Here is a 20396-nt window from a genome sequence, read left to right on the forward strand (position 1 = left end):
TTCTCTCTCATTTTCCTTCACGAAATCGTGATAAAAGTTCAAATATTGCAGCAGCAGTTTCTTCAATAGAGCGTCTTGTGACATCAATAATAGGCCAACCAAAACGTTCGCAAATGCGTTTTGCATAGATTAATTCTTCAGCTATGTTGATACGATTTGTATAACTATCAAGAGCAAAACCTTCTCCCAAATCTCGATTTTGACGAATATGTGAGATTCTTTCAGCTGAAGCAATTAAACCAATAATTAAAGAATTTTTTGCCTCTAAAAGGGATTCTGGCAAATCAATATTAGGAATAAGAGGAACATTAGCCGTTTTTATTCCGCGATTTGCTAAATAGATACTTGTTGGCGTTTTAGAGGTTCTTGAAATTCCAACAAGGATCACATCTGCTTCGGATAAGCTACTGGAAGACTGTCCATCATCATGCTCTATTGTAAAATCCAGTGCTTCAATACGGCGAAAATAATCTGCATTAAGATCATGTTGTGCGCTCGCACGTAAATGTGTTGGCATTCCAAGGTAAGACTGAAAAGCATTTAAAACAGGATGCAATATATCAATACAGGGAACTTTTATTTTTTTACACTTTTTTTGAAGGAGAAGTTTAAATTCTTCATCAATCATTGTGTAGAGAACAATACCTGGCTCTTGTTGTATTTCATCAAGAGCTTTTTGTAACTGTATTTCATTACGAATCATAGGATAGATATGCTCTGTTACCTGACTCATTGTATACTGCGATGCTACAGCTCTCCCAACAGAGATTAACGTTTCTCCCGTTGCATCAGAAAGCATGTGTAAATGAAAGATTTTTTTTTCTTTTGTCACAGAAATTTTAACTCCTTGTTAAGATATGTGTATATATCCTTACCGTTTTTTATAAAACTAAAATTTAGGAAAAATTCTTCGTTTTTATACACAAATTAAATGCTTGTGATAATTTTATACCTCTTATAAAAAAGAGGGGATAATATCTTTAAGATAGTGTTATTTTTATTCTTTTTTTTAGTCTCTTTTGTGGATAAAATTGAGGATAAATAATAATTCACACTAAACACAGTTATAAATAAGAAGAATCCCTTCTTTAATATAAATTTATTAATATAAATTTCTGTAAAAAATACTTTTGAATAGCATTTAATTAATGCTATAACTCTAACTCATATTTTTGTTATAAAATAAATTAAACACTATTTGTATTTTTATATTTTTTCAATTTTTTCATACAATTACTTAATATTACAGGGATAAATTTCATATAAATGGTACTTGCAGATTAAAAAAATTGAGTGTAAAATATTTTTCTTCTTAAGAATATTTCGTTCATAAATTTCCATAAATTATTTAAGATAATCTTCTCCTTAATTACAAAGAGCATATTTCATGCAAAAAATGAAACTACAAGAACTTAAAAGCAAAAATCCCGTTGAACTTGTTTCTTTTGCTGAAACATTAGAAGTTGAGAATGCCTCTCTTATGCGCAAACAAGAATTAATGTTTGCTATCTTGAAAAAACTTGCTCTACAAGATGTAGAAATTATAGGAGAGGGTGTTGTTGAAGTTTTACAAGACGGATTTGGTTTTTTGAGATCTGCTGACGCTAATTATCTTCCTGGTCCCGATGATATTTATCTTTCACCAGCACAAATACAGTCATTTTCTTTAAAAACAGGCGATACCATTGAAGGTCCTATACGTAGTCCAAAAGAGGGAGAACGTTATTTTGCTCTCCTTAAAATTAATACAATTAATTTTGAAAAAACTGAAAAGATTCGTTATAAAATTCACTTTGATAATCTTACTCCTCTTTATTCAAATGAGCGTTTCCAAATGGAAATACAAGATCCTACAGAGAAAGATATGTCATCACGCGTGATTGATTTGATATCTCCATTGGGAAAAGGACAAAGAGGGTTAATTGTTGCTCCTCCTCGGACAGGAAAAACAGTTTTACTTCAAAATATTGCTCATTCTATTACCACTAATCATCCTGAATGTTATCTCATTGTTCTTTTAATTGATGAACGACCAGAAGAAGTTACAGATATGCAGCGTTCAGTAAAAGGAGAAGTGGTTTCTTCTACTTTTGATGAACCTGCAATACGTCACGTACAAGTAGCAGAAATGGTCATTGAAAAAGCCAAACGCCTCGTTGAATATGGACGCGATGTTGTTATTCTTCTTGATTCTATTACACGTCTTGGACGTGCATATAATACAGTTGTTCCTTCTTCGGGGAAAGTTTTAACAGGTGGTGTGGATGCAAATGCTCTCCAGCGTCCAAAACGTTTTTTTGGTGCAGCACGTAATATTGAAGAAGGTGGATCTTTAACCATTATTGCAACGGCTTTGATTGATACAGGAAGTCGTATGGATGAGGTTATTTTTGAAGAATTTAAAGGAACAGGTAATTCTGAAATTGTTCTTGATAGAAAAGTTGCTGATAAGCGTATTTTCCCTGCTATGGATATTTTAAAGTCAGGAACGCGTAAGGAAGAACTTTTGGTAGAACGACAAGATTTACACAAAATTTTTGTTCTTCGTCGTATTTTAGCATCTATGAATGTAACAGATGCAATTGAATTTTTGATTGATAAATTAAAGCAAACAAAAAACAATAGTGAATTTTTTGATTCAATGAATACGTAGAGTCATTAAAGTTTTTATTAGGATAAAACCTGTGGATACAATCTTTGCTGTTTCGAGTGGATTGTTACCTTCAGGGGTTGCAGTCATTAGGCTTTCTGGTCCTCATGTTGTGGATATAGTTAAAACGCTTTGTGGTCGTTTACCTAAAGCACGTTTTATGCATTATGGAAATCTTACTGCTCGTGATGGGAGCTTTTTAGATTCTGGTTTAACTGTTTTTTTTCCTGCTCCTCATAGTTTTACGGGGGAAGATTGTGCAGAATTCCATTTACATGGAGGAAAAGCCGTTGTTAGTCGTTTTCTCGATGAATTGTCGACATTTTCTGGATGCCGTATTGCAGAAGCAGGTGAATTTTCACGTCGTGCTTTTATGGAAGGAAAATTAGATCTTGTTCAAGCAGAAGGTCTTGCTGATTTAATAGAAGCAGAAACGGAAAGCCAACGGCGTTTAGCTGTTATGGGTACAAGTGGACATTTAACGACGCTTTATCGTGATTGGCGTCATAAGCTTATGAAGGCGCGTGCTTTTATTGAGGCAGAACTTGATTTTGTTGATGAAGCAGATATTCCCAACGCAATATCTGATAAAGTTTGGAAAGATGTTGAGGATCTTTGTACTTCTATTCGTGAATATATTATTGAAGGAGAGCGTGCGAGTATTTTACGTGATGGATTAAAAATTGTTATTGCTGGTGCTCCAAATTCTGGAAAATCAAGCATTATGAATCGTCTTTCAGGAAGATCTGTTGCTATTGTAACGGAAGAAGCAGGAACAACCCGTGATGCTTTAGAAATGAGAATTATTCTTGGTGGTTTACCTATTTTTTTAACGGATACTGCTGGTTTTAGAAAAACAGAAAATAAAATAGAACAAATGGGAATAGAAGTTGCTAAACAGCATGTTAGGGAAGCTGATTTAGTTATTTTGGTTTATGATATAGGAAATCCTGAGCAAGTTGATTTACCAGAAACATCGGCTGAAATATGGTGTGTTGGCAATAAGCTTGATCTTTATGAAAAAAATGATCAGCATTGGTCTATACAATTTTCCGCATTAACTGGTTTAAATTTTGATTATTTTATCAAAGAACTTGAATCATTTTGTCATCATCGTGCTTCTGAAATTGGAAATATTGTTCCGGCGCGTAAAAGACAACTTCAATTATTAAAGGAGGCTGTTAAAGAGATTGAATATTCTCTTAATTATCATTCTCTTGATCTCAGTTTACGTGCAGAACATCTCCGTTGTGCAAGTGATTTTATTGGAAAAATTACAGGAGATATTGATGTTGAAGATTTGCTTGATATTATTTTTTCAGAGTTTTGTGTTGGTAAATAATGATTCACGTGAAACATTGATTATTTAATAGACAGATTATAAAGATTATGTAATTTATATACTGTTTCACGTGAAACCTTAGAATATTTTCTACGGAATGAATTAAATGCAATCATATGATGTTGTTATTGTTGGTGGTGGTCATGCTGGCTGTGAAGCGGCTTCAGCTTCAGCGCGTGTAGGAGCCAAAACAGCGCTTGTTACACATAAAATATCAGCACTGGGAACAATGTCGTGTAATCCTGCTATTGGTGGTCTTGGAAAAGGGCATCTAGTTCGTGAAATAGATGCATTAGATGGTCTCATGGGAAGAGCAGCAGATGCTGCTGGAATTCAGTTTAGACTACTTAATAGACGTAAAGGACCGGCAGTAAGAGGACCACGGACGCAAGCGGATCGACAACTTTATAAAAAAGCAATTCAAAAATTATTAAAAGAACAAGAAAATCTTACTCTTATTGAGGATGAAGTTATTGATCTGGTCGTTAAAGATAATTGTGTATCAGGTGTTATTTTAAAAAAACAAGGAACAATTTTATCTGGTGCTGTTGTTTTAACAACAGGGACATTTTTAAATGGCTTTATTCATATTGGTGATAAAACATGGGCTGCTGGACGTATGGGAGATCAGTCAAGTGTGCAACTTGCTAAACGTTTAAAAAATTATCATATAAAATTTGGTCGATTAAAAACAGGAACTCCTGCTCGTTTGAGTAAAAAAACAATTGCTTGGGATCATCTTCCAAAACAACAAGCAGATGAAAATCCCATTCCCTTTTCTCTTTTAACAGAGAAAATTGAACAACCACAAATTGAATGTGCAATAACACGTACAAATGAGAAAACACATCAAATTATTCGCGAGAATATTTATCGTTCTGCTTTATATTCTGGAAATATTGAAGGGTTAGGACCACGTTATTGTCCTTCTGTTGAAGATAAAATTGTGAAATTTGGAGAACGTGATGGACATCAGATCTTTCTAGAACCAGAAGGATTAAATGATGATACTGTTTATCCAAATGGTCTTTCTACTTCTCTTCCTGAAGATGTACAAATTTCTCTATTGAAAACCATTGAAGGGTTGGAAAATGCTGTAGTTTTGCAACCTGGTTATGCTATTGAATATGATTTTGTTAATCCACAACAATTAACGAGAAGCTTAGAATTACGTTCTTTACCGGGTTTGTTTTTAGCAGGCCAAATTAATGGTACAACAGGATATGAGGAAGCAGCAGCACAAGGACTTTTAGCTGGGTTAAATGCGGCACGTAAAGTAGGTAAATTAGATGAAATACTTATAAGTCGTTCTACCGCTTATATTGGTGTTATGGTTGATGATTTGGTTTCACGTGGTGTTTGTGAACCTTATAGGATGTTTACATCACGTGCTGAATTTCGTTTATCTTTACGATCTGATAATGCTGATACGCGTTTAACACCTTTGGCACAAAAATGGGGTATTGTGAGTGAAATACGTTGGGAATGTTATCAGAAAAAACAAGAACGCCTTGATCAAGCACGATCAATATGTCAAAATCTTTTTTTAACACCCAATGAAGCTTCTGCTCATGGATTACACGTTAATCATGATGGAATTCGGCGTTCCGCTTATGATTTTCTTGCGTATCCTCATATGACTTTAGAGCGTCTTTCAGATTTTTGGCCACAATTACAAACGGTTGATTCTAAAACAGCAGAATCTTTAGAAATTGAGGCACAATATGCGGTTTATTTAGATAAACAAGCACAAGATATTGCTTCTCTTCAGAGAGATGAGCGTTTAGAAATTCCTTCTTCTCTTGATATTCAGGCAATTTCAGGTCTTTCAAATGAACTTAAATCAAAAATTCAAGAAGTGTCACCGCGTTCAATTGCTGATGCACAAAAAATTGATGGCATGACACCCGCCGCGTTATCGCTTATTATTACATATATTCAACGTCAACGACGTGAAAAGGCTAAAACAGCTTAATGGATTTTTCTACAGAAAAAAAATATCAACAATTATTAAATATTGTTCCTTCTGTTTCACGTGAAACGATGGAAAATTTAATTCAGTTTGAGTCTTTAATACTTCAATGGAATGCACATATTAATTTGATATCTGCTACAACGATACCAGATCTATGGACACGGCATATTCTAGATTCAGCACAAATTTTTCCTTTGTATGCTCATTCTTTACATTGGTGTGATTTAGGATCAGGAGGAGGTTTTCCTGCAATTGTGATTGCTATCTTTTTGAAAGAAAAAAAAGTAGGACATATTAATCTTGTTGAAAGTAATGGGAAAAAAGTTGCTTTTTTGCGAACAGTTATTTCTCAACTTAATCTTCCAGCAACGGTTTATCACGCTAGAATTGAAGATGTATATCAAAAAATTCCCGTATCTGATATTATAACGGCACGGGGATTAGCGCCGCTCAATAGTCTTCTACAACTTATTTTTCCTTTATTAACAGAAAAAACAATCGCTCTTTTGCAAAAAGGTCGGGATTACGCTACAGAAATAAAAAATGCCTCTGCCAATTGGCACTTTGATCTGTTAAAACATAAAAGTAAAGTTGATGAAAATTCTGTTATTTTGGAAATTTCTCATATTCGATCATATAGAGGGTAGAGCAAAATGAGCGAAACACGAATTATCGCTATTGCAAACCAAAAGGGTGGAGTCGGAAAAACAACCACAGCAATTAATCTTGCAACAGCTTTAGCGGCTATTGGTGAAAATGTCCTTATTATGGATGTTGATCCACAAGGTAATGCTAGTACAGGTTTAGGGATTGATCGTAATAACCGTCCTTTATCTTCTTATGATGTTTTAGTTTCGGGAATTTCAATTACACAAGCGGCTTTAAAAACAGCAGTACCCAATCTTTATATAGTTCCCTCTACACTTGATCTTTTAGGTGTGGAAATGGAAATTTCTTCATCACAAGATCGCATACAACGCTTACGTAAAGCTTTCTATGATGATCCGGAAATGGAAAAAAAATTCAATTATATTTTAATTGATTGTCCCCCCTCCCTTAATCTTTTAACACTTAATGCTATGGGGGCTGCGGATTCTGTTTTAGTGCCTATGCAGTGTGAATTTTTAGCACTTGAAGGTTTAAGTCAATTACTTGAAACAGTAAAACAAGTGCGATCCGTACTTAATCCATCTTTAGAAATCCAAGGTATCGTTCTAACAATGTATGATGGACGTAATAATCTTTCAAATCAAGTTGTTGAAGATGTACGTTCTTTTATGGGAGATAAGGTTTATCGTACTGTTATTCCACGAAATGTAAGAGTATCAGAAGCGCCCTCTTTTGGAAAACCTGTATTGCTTTATGATCTCAAATGTGCTGGGAGCCAAGCTTATTTGCGTCTAGCATCAGAAATGATTCAACGTGAAAAACAAGCACGTGCTGCTGCTTAAAAAAATAAACTAAAAATTTAAAGAGCAAAATTATGAATGATGATCAATCAAAAAAAAGACTGGGTCGTGGATTAGCGGCATTAATTGGGGATATCAGTTTAAACAGCGATCTTACACGTTCATCAAATACTGACAAATTTACAGAGTCCAATACAGCTTCTCCTGTTTCTGAACGATTTGTTCCACTTGAATCTATTTCGTGCAATCCACATAATCCGCGACGTCATTTTACCGATTCAGAACTTGATAATTTAGCACAATCAATTCGCCAGCACGGTGTTGTTCAACCTGTTATTGTAAGACCATCACGTGATCATCCTCATCGTTTTGAATTAATTGCTGGCGAACGGCGTTGGCGTGCTGCACAGCGAGCCAATTTAAATAAATTACCGGTTATTGTTCGCGATGTAGATGATAAAACTGCTTTGGAATTGGCAATTATTGAAAATGTTCAACGTGCTGATCTTAATCCTATCGAAGAAGCAATGGGATATGAAATTTTGCTGAATGAACATGGATATACGCAGGCAGATTTAGCGCAAGTTATTGGAAAAAGTCGCAGTCATGTTGCTAATACGCTTCGTTTGTTAAAACTTCCACCAAAAGTACAACAATTCTTAACCGATGGGCAACTCTCCGCTGGTCATGCACGCTGTCTTATCACTGTTGAGAATCCACAGGATTTAGCTGAAAAAATTATTCGCGAAGGGCTTTCTGTGCGCCAAACAGAAATACTTGCGTATGAACAGGCAAATCCAAAAGTCAAAAAACGAACTGCTGTTGAGAAAGATACAGAAACAAAATCTTTAGAAAAATTACTTGCAGACGTGATCGGAATGAAAGTGACTATTCGGCATGGCAAAAAAGGTGGTGATTTAAAAATACGCTACTCTTCACTAGAACAATTAGATGATATTTGCCGGCGTTTGCAAAACTAATTAATTATCTAAAATAGCACGAATTCTATCTACATATTTTTGACTGAAATTAAAATTATCTGAAGGTATAGTATTTTTGAAGAGAATTTTTTATCTTCAAAGGCTATTATTGCAGCTAAAGTTGTTTGAAGGGCCATGAGACCAATAACATAATCTTTAGGTGAGAGATTATATTTTCTTAAAAGATCTGTTAGTTTTGATCTAGTAGAAATAGAAGCAATTAACCCTTCAATGCTGTTATCATTTCCGGTATTGGATGCCTCTGGCTCTGGGGGTAAATCCTCAATTTATTTGTTTTAGTTATTCTATTTTTGAGAGAAAATATTCTGTTAAAGGATAATTTACAATGATATTTGGATTGCTGCTAGGAAGAGAATGAATTGATAGTCTGTTCAAAATAGAACGAATTCTATTTACAACGACTTTTTAAAATAGCAAGTATTCTATACGTATATTTTTTACCAAACTCTAAATTGTTTGAAACTACAGTATTTTTTTCATCAAAAGAAATCCCCTCTTTTTTAAGAAGTTCAAGAGGAGCTAAAAGCATTGTTAATGTTGCTTGAAGGGCGATGGTTCCTATAGCAAAATCTTTAGGTGTTATATTATTTTTTCTTAAAATATTCATTAATTTTGGTTGATTAGAAATAGAAGCTACGAATCCTTCAATACTGTTGTCGTGTTCAATTTCAATATCAGGTTCTTTTTCGGTATCGGATACTTTTGATTCTGATGGTGAACTTTCACACTCTTCTTTATTAATTTGTTCCATTTTTAAAAGCAAATCTTCTGTTAAGGTATAATTTGCAATAATATACGGGAACTCAAATCGATAGTCTGTTTTCTTTTCCTCTGCCATTGTTAGTTGAGTATGTATCACGAAAAGAAAAAGGAGGAACAAACGTAATACGAACTTAAGCATGTTTAAAAGTTATCCTTTCTTCTTCGAATTTCAGCAAAGACTTCTCCGTTTGTTAAGTCAATTAATTTTTAAAGTTAACAGCCACAAATTTTTTCTACAACAGTATATACTCTATACATATGCTTTTTACCAAATTCCAAATTGCTTAAAAATACGGTGTTTTTTTCATCAAATTCAGCCGAGGTAAGTATCAATAACGTTCCCGTAAGCGCATTGCAACCAAGAAAAAAATCTCTAGGCGTGATGTTATTGTTTTTTAAAATATTCATTAATTTTGGCTGATCAGAAATGTAAGTGGTAAATTCTTTAATAGTATTGTTACATGGGGTATTAGATGCTTTTAACTCTGGCAGTAAATTTTCATATTCTTTTCCAATTTGTTCCATTTTCAAGAGAAAATCTTCTGTTAAGGTATAATTTGCAATAATATACGGGAACTCAAATCGATAGTCTGTTTTCTTTTCCTCTGCCATTGTTAGTTGAGTATGTATCACGAAAAGAAAAAGGAGGAACAAACGTAATACGAACTTAAGCATGTTTAAAAGTTATCCTTTCTTCTTCGAATTTCAGCAAAGACTTCTTCATCTGTTTCTTCTTCCATTGCGAGGTTTCTTCGCAACACACTATCATCCCATCGGAGAAAGGGATTGGTGGCTTTTTCTTGCCCTAAGGTTACTGGTAAAGTCATAGCGTTTTTTGCACGTAGCAAAGAAACTTCTTCCACTCTTTGACGAAGTTTTTGATTATGTGGATCAAGTGTTAATGCGAAAAGAGCATTGGTTTTGGTATATTCATGACCACAATAAAGAAGTGTCTTATCGGGAAGTTGACGAAGCTTTTTTAAAGAGTTCAGCATTTGAGCAGGTGTTCCTTCGAAAAGGCGTCCACAACCAAGTGAGAAAAGTGTATCTCCAGCAAAGAGCAAACCTTTTTCAGGAAAATAATAAGATAATGCGCCCAAAGTGTGACCAGGTGTTGAAAGAGCTAAAAGTGGGTGAGAACCAAAGAGAAGTTTTTCATCAGGTTGAAGTGTTTGATCAAGATGATGAATCTTTTCTTTTTCTGCTTCTGGTCCGATAATCATAGCGTTGTATACTTGTTTTAATTCTTCCAATGCTTCTACATGGTCGTGATGATGATGAGTTACAAAAATAGTCTGAAGTGTCCAGTTACGGCGTTTTAAGGTGTTATGAATAGCTTCACTTTCAGGTGCATCAATTGCAGCTGTGTAGCCACTTTTTTCATCATGAATGAGTACACCAAAGTTATCTTTTCGACAAATAAACTGTTCAATCAACATGTTTTTCTCCTGAACAGTGTTTGGTAATGAATCTATAAAATAATATATAGTGGTGGATTTTTTTAAGAATCAGATTTGTCCTCTTCTGTGAAAAGTCCTTTTGAATGTTTCAGAATGATAGGCATTTGGGTAAGCATAAAGAGGATTGTTAGGGGCATAACGCCAAATACTTTAAAACTTGTCCAAAAATTATCGCTAAAATTGCGCCAAATGATTTCATTCAAAAGGGCAAGAAAAACGAAAAAGAATGCCCAACGATAGGTAAGTTTTTGCCAGCCTAAATCATCAAGTTTTAATGTAGAATCAAGAGCATAACGTAAAAGTGGTTTTTTAAAAAACATACCACTAAAGAGGATGAGCGCAAATAAGCTATTAATAATTGTTGGTTTCATTTTGATGAAAGTATCATTATGAAGCCAAAGAGTTAAAAATCCAAAGAATAGAACAAAGATTCCTGAAATAAGGGGCATAATAGGAATTTGTCGTGCAAGGATCCATGATAAGCTTAGAGAAATAATAATAGCTATCATAAAAATAGCTGTTGCAGGGAAAATAGGTTTACTAAAATTTTGAAAAAATCCAATGTTTTTTATCAACCATTCGCCCTTATAATTAGCCAGAAAAAAGGCGACTAACGGCCCCATTTCCAAGAAAAATTTTATGGTTGGTGAGAGAGGGGGTTTCTTATTGTTATTCATATTTTTTTCAGAATTATTCTGTGAATTAGAGTTAGATAAAGGCTGTTTCATGTATGTTTTCCTGCGATAGTTTCGGCAAAGTCAGAAGCAGAAAAAGGTTGAAGGTCTTCAATATTTTCTCCTATACCGATAAAATAAACGGGTAATTTATATTTTGCTGCTATAGCGACAAGAATTCCTCCTCGTGCGGTCCCATCCAGCTTTGTCATGACTAAACCATTAACACCAGCAATTTCACGGAAAATTTCCACTTGGTTGAGTGCATTTTGTCCGGTAGTTGCATCAAGCGTTTGAAGGATTGTATGGGGTGCTTGGGGTGTGTGTTTCTTTAAAACACGAATAATTTTTGCTAACTCATCCATCAATTCAGATTTATTTTGTAAACGCCCTGCTGTATCAATAATTAATACATCACTGTTTGCTTTTTTTGCTTTTTCATAAGCATCAAAGGCTAAGCTGGCGGCATCTGCACCCAATTTTGTCGAAATAACAGGAGAATCAGTACGTTTACCCCAAATATGCAATTGCTCAATAGCTGCGGCTCGGAAAGTATCACCAGCTGCAAGCATAACTTTTAATCCCCCTGCTGTTAATTTTGCTGCAAGTTTTCCGATTGTTGTCGTTTTTCCAGTTCCATTTACACCTACCAGCAAAATAACATGAGGTTTATAGCTGAGATCAAGCTCTAATGGAATTGCAACAGGTTCCAGAACTTTTTTGACCTCATCAGCTACAATAGTATGAATATCGTCTGGGGAAAGATCTTTTCCGTAACGACTGGAAGCTAAAGTATTTGTGATGCGTGTCGCCGTTTCTACTCCAAGATCAGCTTGGATAAGGATATCTTCGAGCTCTTGCAATGTATCTTCATCAAGTTTTCTTTTAACAAAGAGGTCGCCAATTGATCCGCTTAGGCGTTGTGAAGAAAGGGATAGACTTTTTTTAAGGCGCTCAAACCACGCTATCCTTTTTTGTTCAACAGAAAGTTCAGATAAAATTTCTTCATTCTTTTTTTCACGGACGTTGTCTGTGACAATAATTTTACCAGAAAGAGGAATTTTATCAGAATGAGATTCTAGAAATGGAGATTTTTCATCATATTTTGTAAGTGTTGACTCTCGATTTTTTGTTTGTTCTTCTTTTTCTGTGTCTATAGAGATTTGGTTATTTTTTGTCCTTTCATTTTTGTCTTTATTTTTTTCCATTACATCGCTTTTATCAGGAATAGAAATCTGTTGTTCCATTTCCTGCTCTTGAGATTTGTTAAAAGAGAATATTTTTTTTATAAAAGATTTCGTCATAAGAATTTTCCTGCTCAAGCAGCGTTTAATTTTGGAAGGATAGCAATCAATTTATCGCCATCATGATCAACGATAAGGGCTTGAACAATTGTTCCTGCTTTTGCACCTTTAACTTGTACAAGAGTATAATCTTCCGTTCGTCCGATTTCATCTTTTTCAACGAGAATTGTTTGTAGACTGTTTTGTAAATGAGCAAGATGCTTTTGGTAAGCCTCCTCACCTGCTTTACGTAATTTTTCAGCACGCATCTTAACTATTTTACGGTTGATTTGTGGCATACGTGCGGCAGGTGTTCCTTCTCTTGGACTAAAGGGGAAGACATGGAGATGGGTTAAATTACAATCTTTGATTAAAATAAGACTGTTTTGAAACATCTCTTCTGTTTCTGTAGGAAAACCAGCAATTAAGTCGGCACCATAAACCATTGTAGGACGTTTGGCACGCAATTCTTGGCAAAATTGAATAGCATGTTCGCGTAAGTGTCGCCGTTTCATCCGTTTTAAAATCATATTATCACCTGCTTGCAAAGATAAATGCAAATGGGGCATGATCCTTGTTTCATAAGCTAAAAGATTGATGAGTTCTTCGTCTGCTTCAATTGAGTCAATAGATGAGAGGCGTAATCGCGCTAAGTCAGGGACATGATGCAAAATTGCTGAAGTTAATTTTCCTAGAGTAGCTTTTCCAGGAAGATCGTGACCATAACTTGTAAGATCAACACCTGTAAGGACCACTTCTTGGATACCCTCACCTACCAGCTTTTTAATTTGTTCTATGACAGCACCCATGGGAACTGAGCGAGATGGTCCTCGTCCATAAGGAATAATGCAAAATGTACAGCGATGATCACATCCATTTTGTACCTGTACAAAAGCGCGGGTGCGCTCTTGCATTGCACTGACCATATGTGGAGCAATTTTTTGTACTTCCATAATGTCATTGATACGCACTTTTTCGGAATGGTTAATACCAAAATCAGGAAGTTGACGATAAGAATGGGCGTGAAGTTTATCTTCGTTTCCTAAAACGAGATCCACTTCTGTCATTGAGGCAAAATTTTGCCCTTCTGTTTGGGCTGCACACCCTGTTACAATGATACGTGCATGAGGATTTTCACGTCGTGCTTTGCGGATAGCTTGTTTTGCTTGTCGTACGGCTTCGGCAGTGACAGCACAGGTATTAAAGATAATAGCACCATCTTTAAGCTGATCTAGCCCTGAAGAAGTACTTTCTTTGCGAATGATTTCCGATTCGTAGCTATTAAGTCGACAACCAAAAGTTACAATTTCTATTGCCATCAGGAGTGATCCTTTTTGTAGCACCCTGTTAGAGGGCTCAAAAAACCACTAAATTGATATTTTATTGGTCCTATCATAATAACGTGATCGTCTTCTCGGTAAAAAATATTAAGTGTTCCCTTTGGTAAGTTTACATCAATATGGCGTTGTGTGAGACCACGACGATAAGCAGCCACTGCACTTGCACAGGCAGCACTCCCACATGCTTGTGTTAATCCTGCTCCTCGCTCCCATGTCCGTAAATTTAGACTTTTCTTTGACGTTATGCAAGCAATGGAAATATTGCACTGTTCGGGAAATAGGGGATCATGTTCAAGTTTCGGCCCATATTTTTCTAATGGAATATGTTGAATATCATTTTCAACAAAAAAGATAGCATGGAGATTGCCAATGGATATGAGACAAGCATCTTTTAGGGGACCAGCCGTAATTTCTACGTGATTGGTATCAACTATTTCACGTGAAACAGGCATCTCTTTTGCATTGAAATTTGGGCATCCCATATCAACAGAAATGAGATTATCGGTTTGATATTTCCCTTCAATAATTCCAGCGGGAGTTTCTAAACGAAATTTTTCACCAAAATTGTGATTTTTAAGCCATGCAACAACACAGCGGGTACCATTGCCACAAGCTTTAGCCATTGATCCGTCGGCATTCCATATTTCTATGCGGAAGTCGGCTTTTTTCTGGGTTGGTGTGTGGATAGCCATGATTTGATCAAAATGCATTTCGGGATCTGCCGACAAAGCGAGGATTGCTTGCGATGTAAGAGTATGAGTGCTTTCACGCATATCAACAACAATAATTTGATTTCCAAGACCGTCCATTTTGCTAAATGGCGTTTTCATGAAACTTCTCTATTTCTAATGATTACTTATAAAGAGATATATGACTGAAAATCTTATAAATTTCTAGTGTTTAATAAATATAAAATTGGGTACATAAATTATTTCGTTTAAAATAAATGATTTTAACCTATTTTTTTAATTTGTTAATTTATCTTTGTAACTATAACAAATATTCACTTAATTTCTTTGTGAACTTATTTATTGTCGTGGGAGAGAGTACAGATATGTCGTTTTCAAAAATTTCGTTTTTCGTTGCACTATCAACTGTAATGCTTTTAGGGGGATGTTCAACAACACGGTTTGACAGTAATGACGGTAGTAACGCATTAGAAGTTTTTTATCCATCTCAACAAATGACAACATTGGAAGTGTCTGATCTGTCATCTACTTCTTCGTCGATATCTGAGGCAGCAAACGCTTCGATGTATGAGAAGGGAGATTCTCAGAGTGATGGACGAATGGCTAGTCTCGAATTGCCAAGTAATGCTACTGATTTATTTCCTGCAAGTGTTGCTGGTGTATGGAATCTTTCTATGGGGGGTAAAGTTTGCCGGATCGCAACGCCGCAAACAAAGTTTGGACAAGGGTACCGTGCTGGTCCTTTACACTGTCCAGGAATTGCTTCTCAAGTGAGATCGTGGGCTGTTAAAGGAAAAAGATTATATTTTTATAATAACTCTGGACGTGTTATCCTTGCTCTCTACTCTTCAAATGTTGATCGTTTTGAGGGACGTACACTTGATGATCATCCCGTTGTTTTAAGTCGTTAAATCATTTTTGATCGTTTATGAAAAACTAAGCTAGACGGACAGATTCGTGAAAAGTATTTATATTTTTCATTGAGAACGGTTTGAAAAAGGTTGTTTGGATGATTCTCGTTTCAACACGTTATAAAGAGCTTGTCTCTAAAGGAGAGGTTTGTTTTGACCCCGCTCAATTAGCTATAACAGAATATTTTGATCATTTATTAAAAAAAATTGCGGAACAAAACATCTCTCGTCCTTGGACTTGGAAATTTTGCTCTTTCTTTAATAGAATATTTAAAAGAAAAAAACAAAATATTTCTTGTGTTGTAAAACAAGGGGATGAAAAGGGTTCTTTTCAGGGATTATATGTTTTTGGTGAAGTAGGACGGGGCAAAACTATGCTGATGGATTTGTTCTTTTCTTGTTTGCCTAAAGGTCATAAAAAGCGTGCTCATTTTAATGATTTTATGACTGATGTGCATGAGCGTATTAATTTTTATCGTCAAGCATCTGGGGGTAAAAAATTTAAACAAGATAATCCTATTTTAGCTGTTGCTGAAGATCTTGCACGAGAAGCAAAGGTACTTTGTTTTGATGAGTTTAGTGTAACAGATATTGCTGATGCTATGGTGTTGGGGCGGCTTATTTCTGCTTTGTTTGATAAAGGAATTTTCTTTATTGCGACTTCAAATGTGGCGCCGGATAACCTTTATTGTAACGGTTTAAATCGTGAACTCTTTTTGCCTTTTATTCAAGTTTTGAAAGCATATGTTCGTGTTGTTAATCTTGATGCAAAAACAGATTATCGTCTTGAAAAATCAAATCTACAGCCTGTGTATGTAGCACCTTTAGGAAAAAAAGCAGATGAATGCATGGATCAAGCATGGGCACTTGTATTGCAAGGACATAAGGAGATATCTGATGAGCTTTCTATAAAAGGGCGCCTTATTCCTATTCCGCGCGTTGGTGCAGGATGTGCACGCTTTGATTATGGAGATTTATGTGCAAAGCCTTTGGCAGCGGCTGAGTATTTGGTATTAGGGGAGCGTTATCATACGATTTTTATTGATAATGTACCGGTCATGGATGATACATGTCGCAATGAAACAAAACGGTTTATTTTGCTTATTGATATTCTTTATGAGCGCCACATACGGTTATTTATGTCGGCAGCGGCAGAGGTGGGGGATTTGTATAAAGGGAATGCACAGATTACGGAAACATTTGAATTTCAAAGAACACAGTCACGTCTTTTTGAAATGCAAAGCCACGATTATTTAAAACTTTGGGAAGAACATTTTCTTTTGAAGAAGAAGCATTGATTATACTTTTACCTTTACGTAAACTGTAAAAACAATAACTCTTTGAAATTAAAGAAACGTAATAATTCTGTTGTATTTTTTTTAAATTCACTTTATCGATACATCGTGATAATTTTCTAATAGTTGTTTCAGCGGAGGTTTGTTGTTTCTGTAAGGAGAAAAATTTGTAAATTTCATTTCTTTACTCCTTTTTATGATATTGTTTGAATATGGTTGAAGTCAAAAATATTCAGTATAGGGACGCTGATGGGTGTGCGCTGAATTATCTAAAAGTTAGGAAAAAATAAAATGGCACGAAAAAAAATAGCTCTCATTGGTTCAGGTATGATTGGTGGTACTTTAGCACATATTATTGGGCTTAAAGAACTTGGTGATGTTGTTTTATTTGATATTGCGGAAGGTGTGCCACAAGGTAAGGCTCTAGATATCGCCGAATCTTCTCCCGTCGACGGTTTTGATATCAGTTTAAAAGGTGCTAATGCTTATGAAGCAATTGAAGGATCTGATGTTGTTATTGTAACAGCAGGCGTTGCGCGAAAACCTGGTATGAGCCGGGATGATCTTTTGGGCATTAATTTAAAGGTGATGGAACAAGTTGGAGCTGGAATTAAAAAATACGCGTCTTCAGCATTTGTTATTTGTATTACCAATCCCCTTGATGCGATGGTGTGGGCATTGCAGAAATTTTCAGGTCTCCCTACACATAAAGTGGTTGGTATGGCTGGTGTTCTTGATTCAGCACGTTTTCGTCATTTCTTATCTGAGGAATTTAAGGTCTCTGTTAAAGATGTGACAGCGTTTGTTTTAGGAGGGCACGGTGATTCAATGGTTCCTCTCGTGCGTTATTCAACGGTTGGTGGTATTTCTTTGCCTGATCTTGTAAAGATGGGCTGGACGACACAGGAAAGAATTGATCAAATTATCCAGCGTACCCGTGATGGTGGTGCAGAAATTGTTGGTTTGTTAAAAACAGGTTCTGCTTATTATGCACCAGCAGCTTCTGCTGTTTCTATGGCTGAGGCCTATTTAAAGGACACTAAGCGTGTTGTGCCTGTTGCAGCTTATCTTTCAGGAGAATATGGGGTTAATGATACCTACGTTGGTGTTCCTGTTGTAATTGGTGCAGGTGGTGTTGAGCGAGTCATTGAAATTGATCTTGATAAAGAAGAAAGAGATGCTTTTGATCATTCAGTAAATGCAGTTAAAAAGCTTTGTGAAGCTTGTATTGCTCTTGTGCCTAGTCTCAAGTAAATTGAACAAGATTTAATTCATTAAAACTAAGTATTTAGAATATTAAAACTTTAGGATTAATAATGATCCATAAAAGAAAAGGACAAATGCATGAATATCCATGAGTATCAGGCCAAACGTCTGCTTCATGAATATGGAGCACCAATTGCAAATGGTGTCGCTGTTTATTCTATAGAGCAAGCTGAAAAATGGGCGGAAAAATTGCCCGGACCTCTCTATGTGGTTAAAAGTCAGATACACGCTGGTGGTCGTGGTAAGGGTAAGTTTAAAGAACTTGGTCCTGATGCAAAGGGTGGTGTTCGGCTTGCAAAATCTGTTGAAGAAGTTGTTGCAAATGTTCAAGAAATGCTTGGTAAAACTTTGGTAACCAAACAAACGGGTCCAGAGGGTAAGCAGGTCAATCGTCTTTACATTGAGGATGGTGCCGATATTGAAAGGGAGCTTTATCTTTCACTTTTGGTTGATCGTGGCGTTGGTCGAATTGCTTTTGTTGTTTCAACAGAAGGTGGAATGGATATTGAAACGGTTGCTGAAGAGACACCAGAAAAAATATTCACGCTTCCCATTGATGCTGTAGAGGGTGTTACTTCGGTTGATTGTGCAAGACTTTGTGATGCATTGAAACTACAAAGTAGTGCGCGAGAAGATGGTGAAAAGCTTTTTCCGATTCTCTATAAGGCATTTTGTGAAAAAGATATGAGCCTTTTAGAAATCAATCCGCTTATTGTGATGAAAGATGGTCGTTTACGTGTTCTTGATGCAAAAGTTTCTTTTGATAATAATGCTCTATTTCGTCATCCAGATATTTTAGAATTACGCGATCTTTCAGAAGAGGATCCAAAAGAAATTGAAGCATCAAAGCATGATCTTGCTTATGTTGCTCTTGAGGGTACAATTGGCTGCATGGTTAATGGTGCGGGTCTTGCTATGGCAACAATGGATATTATCAAACTCTATGGAGCTGAGCCTGCAAATTTTCTTGACGTTGGTGGTGGAGCGTCAAAAGAAAAGGTGACAGCTGCTTTTAAAATTATTACGGCCGATCCAAATGTTAAGGGCATTTTGGTTAACATTTTTGGTGGTATTATGCGTTGTGATGTCATTGCTGAAGGTGTGGTTGCTGCTGTTCGTGAGGTTGGTTTAAAGGTTCCCTTAGTTGTTCGTCTTGAAGGCACTAATGTTGAGCAGGGTAAAGCAATTATCAATGAAAGTGGTTTGAATGTTATTCCTGCTGATGATTTAGATGATGCTGCTCAAAAAATTGTTGCAGCCGTGAAGGGAGCTTAAGCTATGTCGATTCTTGTGAATAAAGAGACAAAAGTTCTAGTTCAAGGGCTTACAGGAAAAACAGGAACATTTCATACAGAACAGGCGCTTGCTTATCATGGTACGCAAATGGTTGGGGGTGTTAATCCTAAAAAGGGTGGAGAAACATGGGAAGGTTCAAAAGGCGAAACTCTTCCTATCTTTGCTAATGTTGCAGAAGCAAAGGAAAAAACAGGCGCGGATGCTTCTGTTATTTATGTTCCGCCTGCAGGGGCTGCGGCAGCTATTATAGAGGCTATTGAAGCTGAAGTTCGTTTAATTATCTGTATTACGGAAGGTATTCCCGTTATGGATATGGTTAAAGTGAAGGCGCGGTTAGAAAACTCAAAGTCTCGTCTTATTGGTCCTAATTGTCCTGGTATTCTTACACCAAATGAATGTAAAATTGGTATTATGCCTGGTTCTATTTTTAGAAAAGGTTCTGTTGGGGTTGTTTCGAGGTCGGGAACTTTAACTTATGAAGCCGTTTTTCAAACGAGTCAGGAAGGTCTCGGGCAAACAACTGCGATAGGGATTGGTGGCGACCCTGTTAAGGGCACTGAATTTATTGATGTGTTGGAAATGTTTTTAGCGGATGATGAAACTCAGTCTATTGTTATGATTGGGGAGATTGGTGGTTCTGCTGAAGAAGAAGCAGCACAGTTTCTGCAAGATGAAGCAAAAAAAGGTCGTAAAAAACCAGTTGTTGGCTTTATTGCTGGCCGTACAGCTCCTCCAGGACGTACAATGGGACATGCTGGTGCTGTTATTTCTGGTGGTAAAGGTGGAGCAGAAGATAAAATTGCGGCAATGGAATCAGCAGGGATTCGAGTGTCTCCTTCACCATCACAGATAGGTAAGACTTTGATGTCAGTTTTGAAGGGCTAAAAGAAAATTTCATCTGAATAAGAAAAAGTTCTTAGATTCAGGTGAAAAAACTTGAGTATAAAAAGGTAAAACTTTTTTGAATGTTTGAATCATTGCTTGTTTTGTAAGCATTTAAAGGTCGAAAAGAGATATAAGGAGACGGAATAGATGTTCCGGAG

Annotated in this window: 19 protein-coding genes; 11 read left to right on the top strand and 8 right to left on the bottom strand. The window is 36.1% G+C overall.

Going from position 1 to position 20396, the window contains the following annotated elements; genetic code table 11:
• Nucleotides 1-7: 7 nt before the first annotated feature.
• Nucleotides 8-832 carry a pyruvate, water dikinase regulatory protein gene (locus ACFIJR_RS02460; RefSeq protein WP_375626120.1) on the bottom strand — a complete coding sequence of 275 codons (825 nt, stop codon included), beginning with the start codon at nucleotides 830-832 and terminating at the stop codon, nucleotides 8-10.
• Nucleotides 833-1387: 555 nt separating this feature from the next.
• Between ACFIJR_RS02460 and rho the strand changes: the two genes are divergently transcribed.
• The 6 genes from rho (at nucleotide 1388) to ACFIJR_RS02490 (ending at nucleotide 8356) form a co-directional block, all read left to right on the top strand.
• A complete protein-coding gene (rho, locus tag ACFIJR_RS02465; RefSeq protein WP_375625520.1) occupies nucleotides 1388-2653 on the top strand; it encodes a transcription termination factor Rho in 1266 nt (421 codons plus the stop codon).
• A gap of 31 nt (nucleotides 2654-2684) precedes the next feature.
• Complete coding sequence (mnmE, locus tag ACFIJR_RS02470; protein ID WP_375626117.1) at nucleotides 2685-3992, top strand: tRNA uridine-5-carboxymethylaminomethyl(34) synthesis GTPase MnmE; 1308 nt, start codon at nucleotides 2685-2687, stop codon at nucleotides 3990-3992.
• Nucleotides 3993-4098: 106 nt separating this feature from the next.
• Nucleotides 4099-5967, top strand: a complete 1869-nt coding sequence (mnmG, locus tag ACFIJR_RS02475; RefSeq protein ID WP_375626115.1) for a tRNA uridine-5-carboxymethylaminomethyl(34) synthesis enzyme MnmG — start codon at nucleotides 4099-4101, stop codon at nucleotides 5965-5967.
• Complete coding sequence (rsmG, locus tag ACFIJR_RS02480; RefSeq protein WP_375625523.1) at nucleotides 5967-6614, top strand: 16S rRNA (guanine(527)-N(7))-methyltransferase RsmG; 648 nt, start codon at nucleotides 5967-5969, stop codon at nucleotides 6612-6614. Before mnmG ends, rsmG begins: the two co-directional genes overlap by 1 nt.
• 6 nt (nucleotides 6615-6620) lie before the next feature.
• The gene (locus tag ACFIJR_RS02485; protein ID WP_273787549.1) at nucleotides 6621-7418 is read left to right on the top strand and encodes a ParA family protein; all 798 of its coding nucleotides are present in this window, start codon (nucleotides 6621-6623) and stop codon (nucleotides 7416-7418) included.
• A gap of 32 nt (nucleotides 7419-7450) precedes the next feature.
• On the top strand, nucleotides 7451-8356 hold the full coding sequence (locus ACFIJR_RS02490; RefSeq protein WP_026500155.1) for a ParB/RepB/Spo0J family partition protein: 906 nt from the start codon (nucleotides 7451-7453) through the stop codon (nucleotides 8354-8356).
• 409 nt (nucleotides 8357-8765) lie between these two features.
• Here ACFIJR_RS02490 and ACFIJR_RS02495 read toward each other — a convergent pair whose 3' ends face one another.
• The 7 genes from ACFIJR_RS02495 to dapF all read right to left on the bottom strand — a co-directional run bounded on the left by ACFIJR_RS02495 (nucleotide 8766) and on the right by dapF (nucleotide 14726).
• Nucleotides 8766-9278, bottom strand: a complete 513-nt coding sequence (locus ACFIJR_RS02495) for a hypothetical protein (RefSeq protein ID WP_375626112.1) — start codon at nucleotides 9276-9278, stop codon at nucleotides 8766-8768.
• 74 nt (nucleotides 9279-9352) lie between these two features.
• A complete protein-coding gene (locus ACFIJR_RS02500) occupies nucleotides 9353-9751 on the bottom strand; it encodes a hypothetical protein (protein ID WP_375626110.1) in 399 nt (132 codons plus the stop codon).
• A gap of 65 nt (nucleotides 9752-9816) precedes the next feature.
• Nucleotides 9817-10578 carry a hydroxyacylglutathione hydrolase gene (gene gloB / locus ACFIJR_RS02505; RefSeq protein WP_375626108.1) on the bottom strand — a complete coding sequence of 254 codons (762 nt, stop codon included), beginning with the start codon at nucleotides 10576-10578 and terminating at the stop codon, nucleotides 9817-9819.
• 62 nt (nucleotides 10579-10640) lie between these two features.
• Nucleotides 10641-11327 carry a septation protein A gene (locus ACFIJR_RS02510; protein ID WP_375626106.1) on the bottom strand — a complete coding sequence of 229 codons (687 nt, stop codon included), beginning with the start codon at nucleotides 11325-11327 and terminating at the stop codon, nucleotides 10641-10643.
• Nucleotides 11324-12577: a signal recognition particle-docking protein FtsY gene (gene ftsY, locus ACFIJR_RS02515; protein ID WP_375626104.1), complete on the bottom strand. Its 1254-nt coding sequence runs from the start codon at nucleotides 12575-12577 to the stop codon at nucleotides 11324-11326. Before ftsY ends, ACFIJR_RS02510 begins: the two co-directional genes overlap by 4 nt.
• Before the next feature lie 14 nt (nucleotides 12578-12591).
• The gene (mtaB, locus tag ACFIJR_RS02520; protein WP_375626102.1) at nucleotides 12592-13875 is read right to left on the bottom strand and encodes a tRNA (N(6)-L-threonylcarbamoyladenosine(37)-C(2))-methylthiotransferase MtaB; all 1284 of its coding nucleotides are present in this window, start codon (nucleotides 13873-13875) and stop codon (nucleotides 12592-12594) included.
• Nucleotides 13875-14726 carry a diaminopimelate epimerase gene (dapF, locus tag ACFIJR_RS02525; RefSeq protein ID WP_375625532.1) on the bottom strand — a complete coding sequence of 284 codons (852 nt, stop codon included), beginning with the start codon at nucleotides 14724-14726 and terminating at the stop codon, nucleotides 13875-13877. The genes mtaB and dapF overlap by 1 nt, the downstream gene beginning before the upstream one ends.
• A gap of 224 nt (nucleotides 14727-14950) precedes the next feature.
• On the opposite strand from dapF, the gene ACFIJR_RS02530 reads away from it, so the two are divergent.
• The 5 genes from ACFIJR_RS02530 (at nucleotide 14951) to sucD (ending at nucleotide 20238) form a co-directional block, all read left to right on the top strand.
• Entirely contained in the window at nucleotides 14951-15496 is a 546-nt protein-coding gene (locus ACFIJR_RS02530) for an AprI/Inh family metalloprotease inhibitor (protein WP_015857108.1), read from the top strand.
• Between the two features lie 98 nt (nucleotides 15497-15594).
• The gene (gene zapE / locus ACFIJR_RS02535) at nucleotides 15595-16794 is read left to right on the top strand and encodes a cell division protein ZapE (RefSeq protein ID WP_375626300.1); all 1200 of its coding nucleotides are present in this window, start codon (nucleotides 15595-15597) and stop codon (nucleotides 16792-16794) included.
• A gap of 288 nt (nucleotides 16795-17082) precedes the next feature.
• A complete protein-coding gene (gene mdh / locus ACFIJR_RS02540; protein ID WP_375626099.1) occupies nucleotides 17083-18045 on the top strand; it encodes a malate dehydrogenase in 963 nt (320 codons plus the stop codon).
• 90 nt (nucleotides 18046-18135) lie between these two features.
• The gene (gene sucC / locus ACFIJR_RS02545; RefSeq protein ID WP_375626098.1) at nucleotides 18136-19332 is read left to right on the top strand and encodes an ADP-forming succinate--CoA ligase subunit beta; all 1197 of its coding nucleotides are present in this window, start codon (nucleotides 18136-18138) and stop codon (nucleotides 19330-19332) included.
• A gap of 3 nt (nucleotides 19333-19335) precedes the next feature.
• Complete coding sequence (gene sucD, locus ACFIJR_RS02550; protein WP_375625535.1) at nucleotides 19336-20238, top strand: succinate--CoA ligase subunit alpha; 903 nt, start codon at nucleotides 19336-19338, stop codon at nucleotides 20236-20238.
• Nucleotides 20239-20396 lie beyond the last annotated feature (158 nt).

Origin of the sequence: Bartonella sp. OD88NMGDW, assembly GCF_042193775.1 — a bacterium.
GTDB lineage: Bacteria > Pseudomonadota > Alphaproteobacteria > Rhizobiales > Rhizobiaceae > Bartonella > Bartonella grahamii.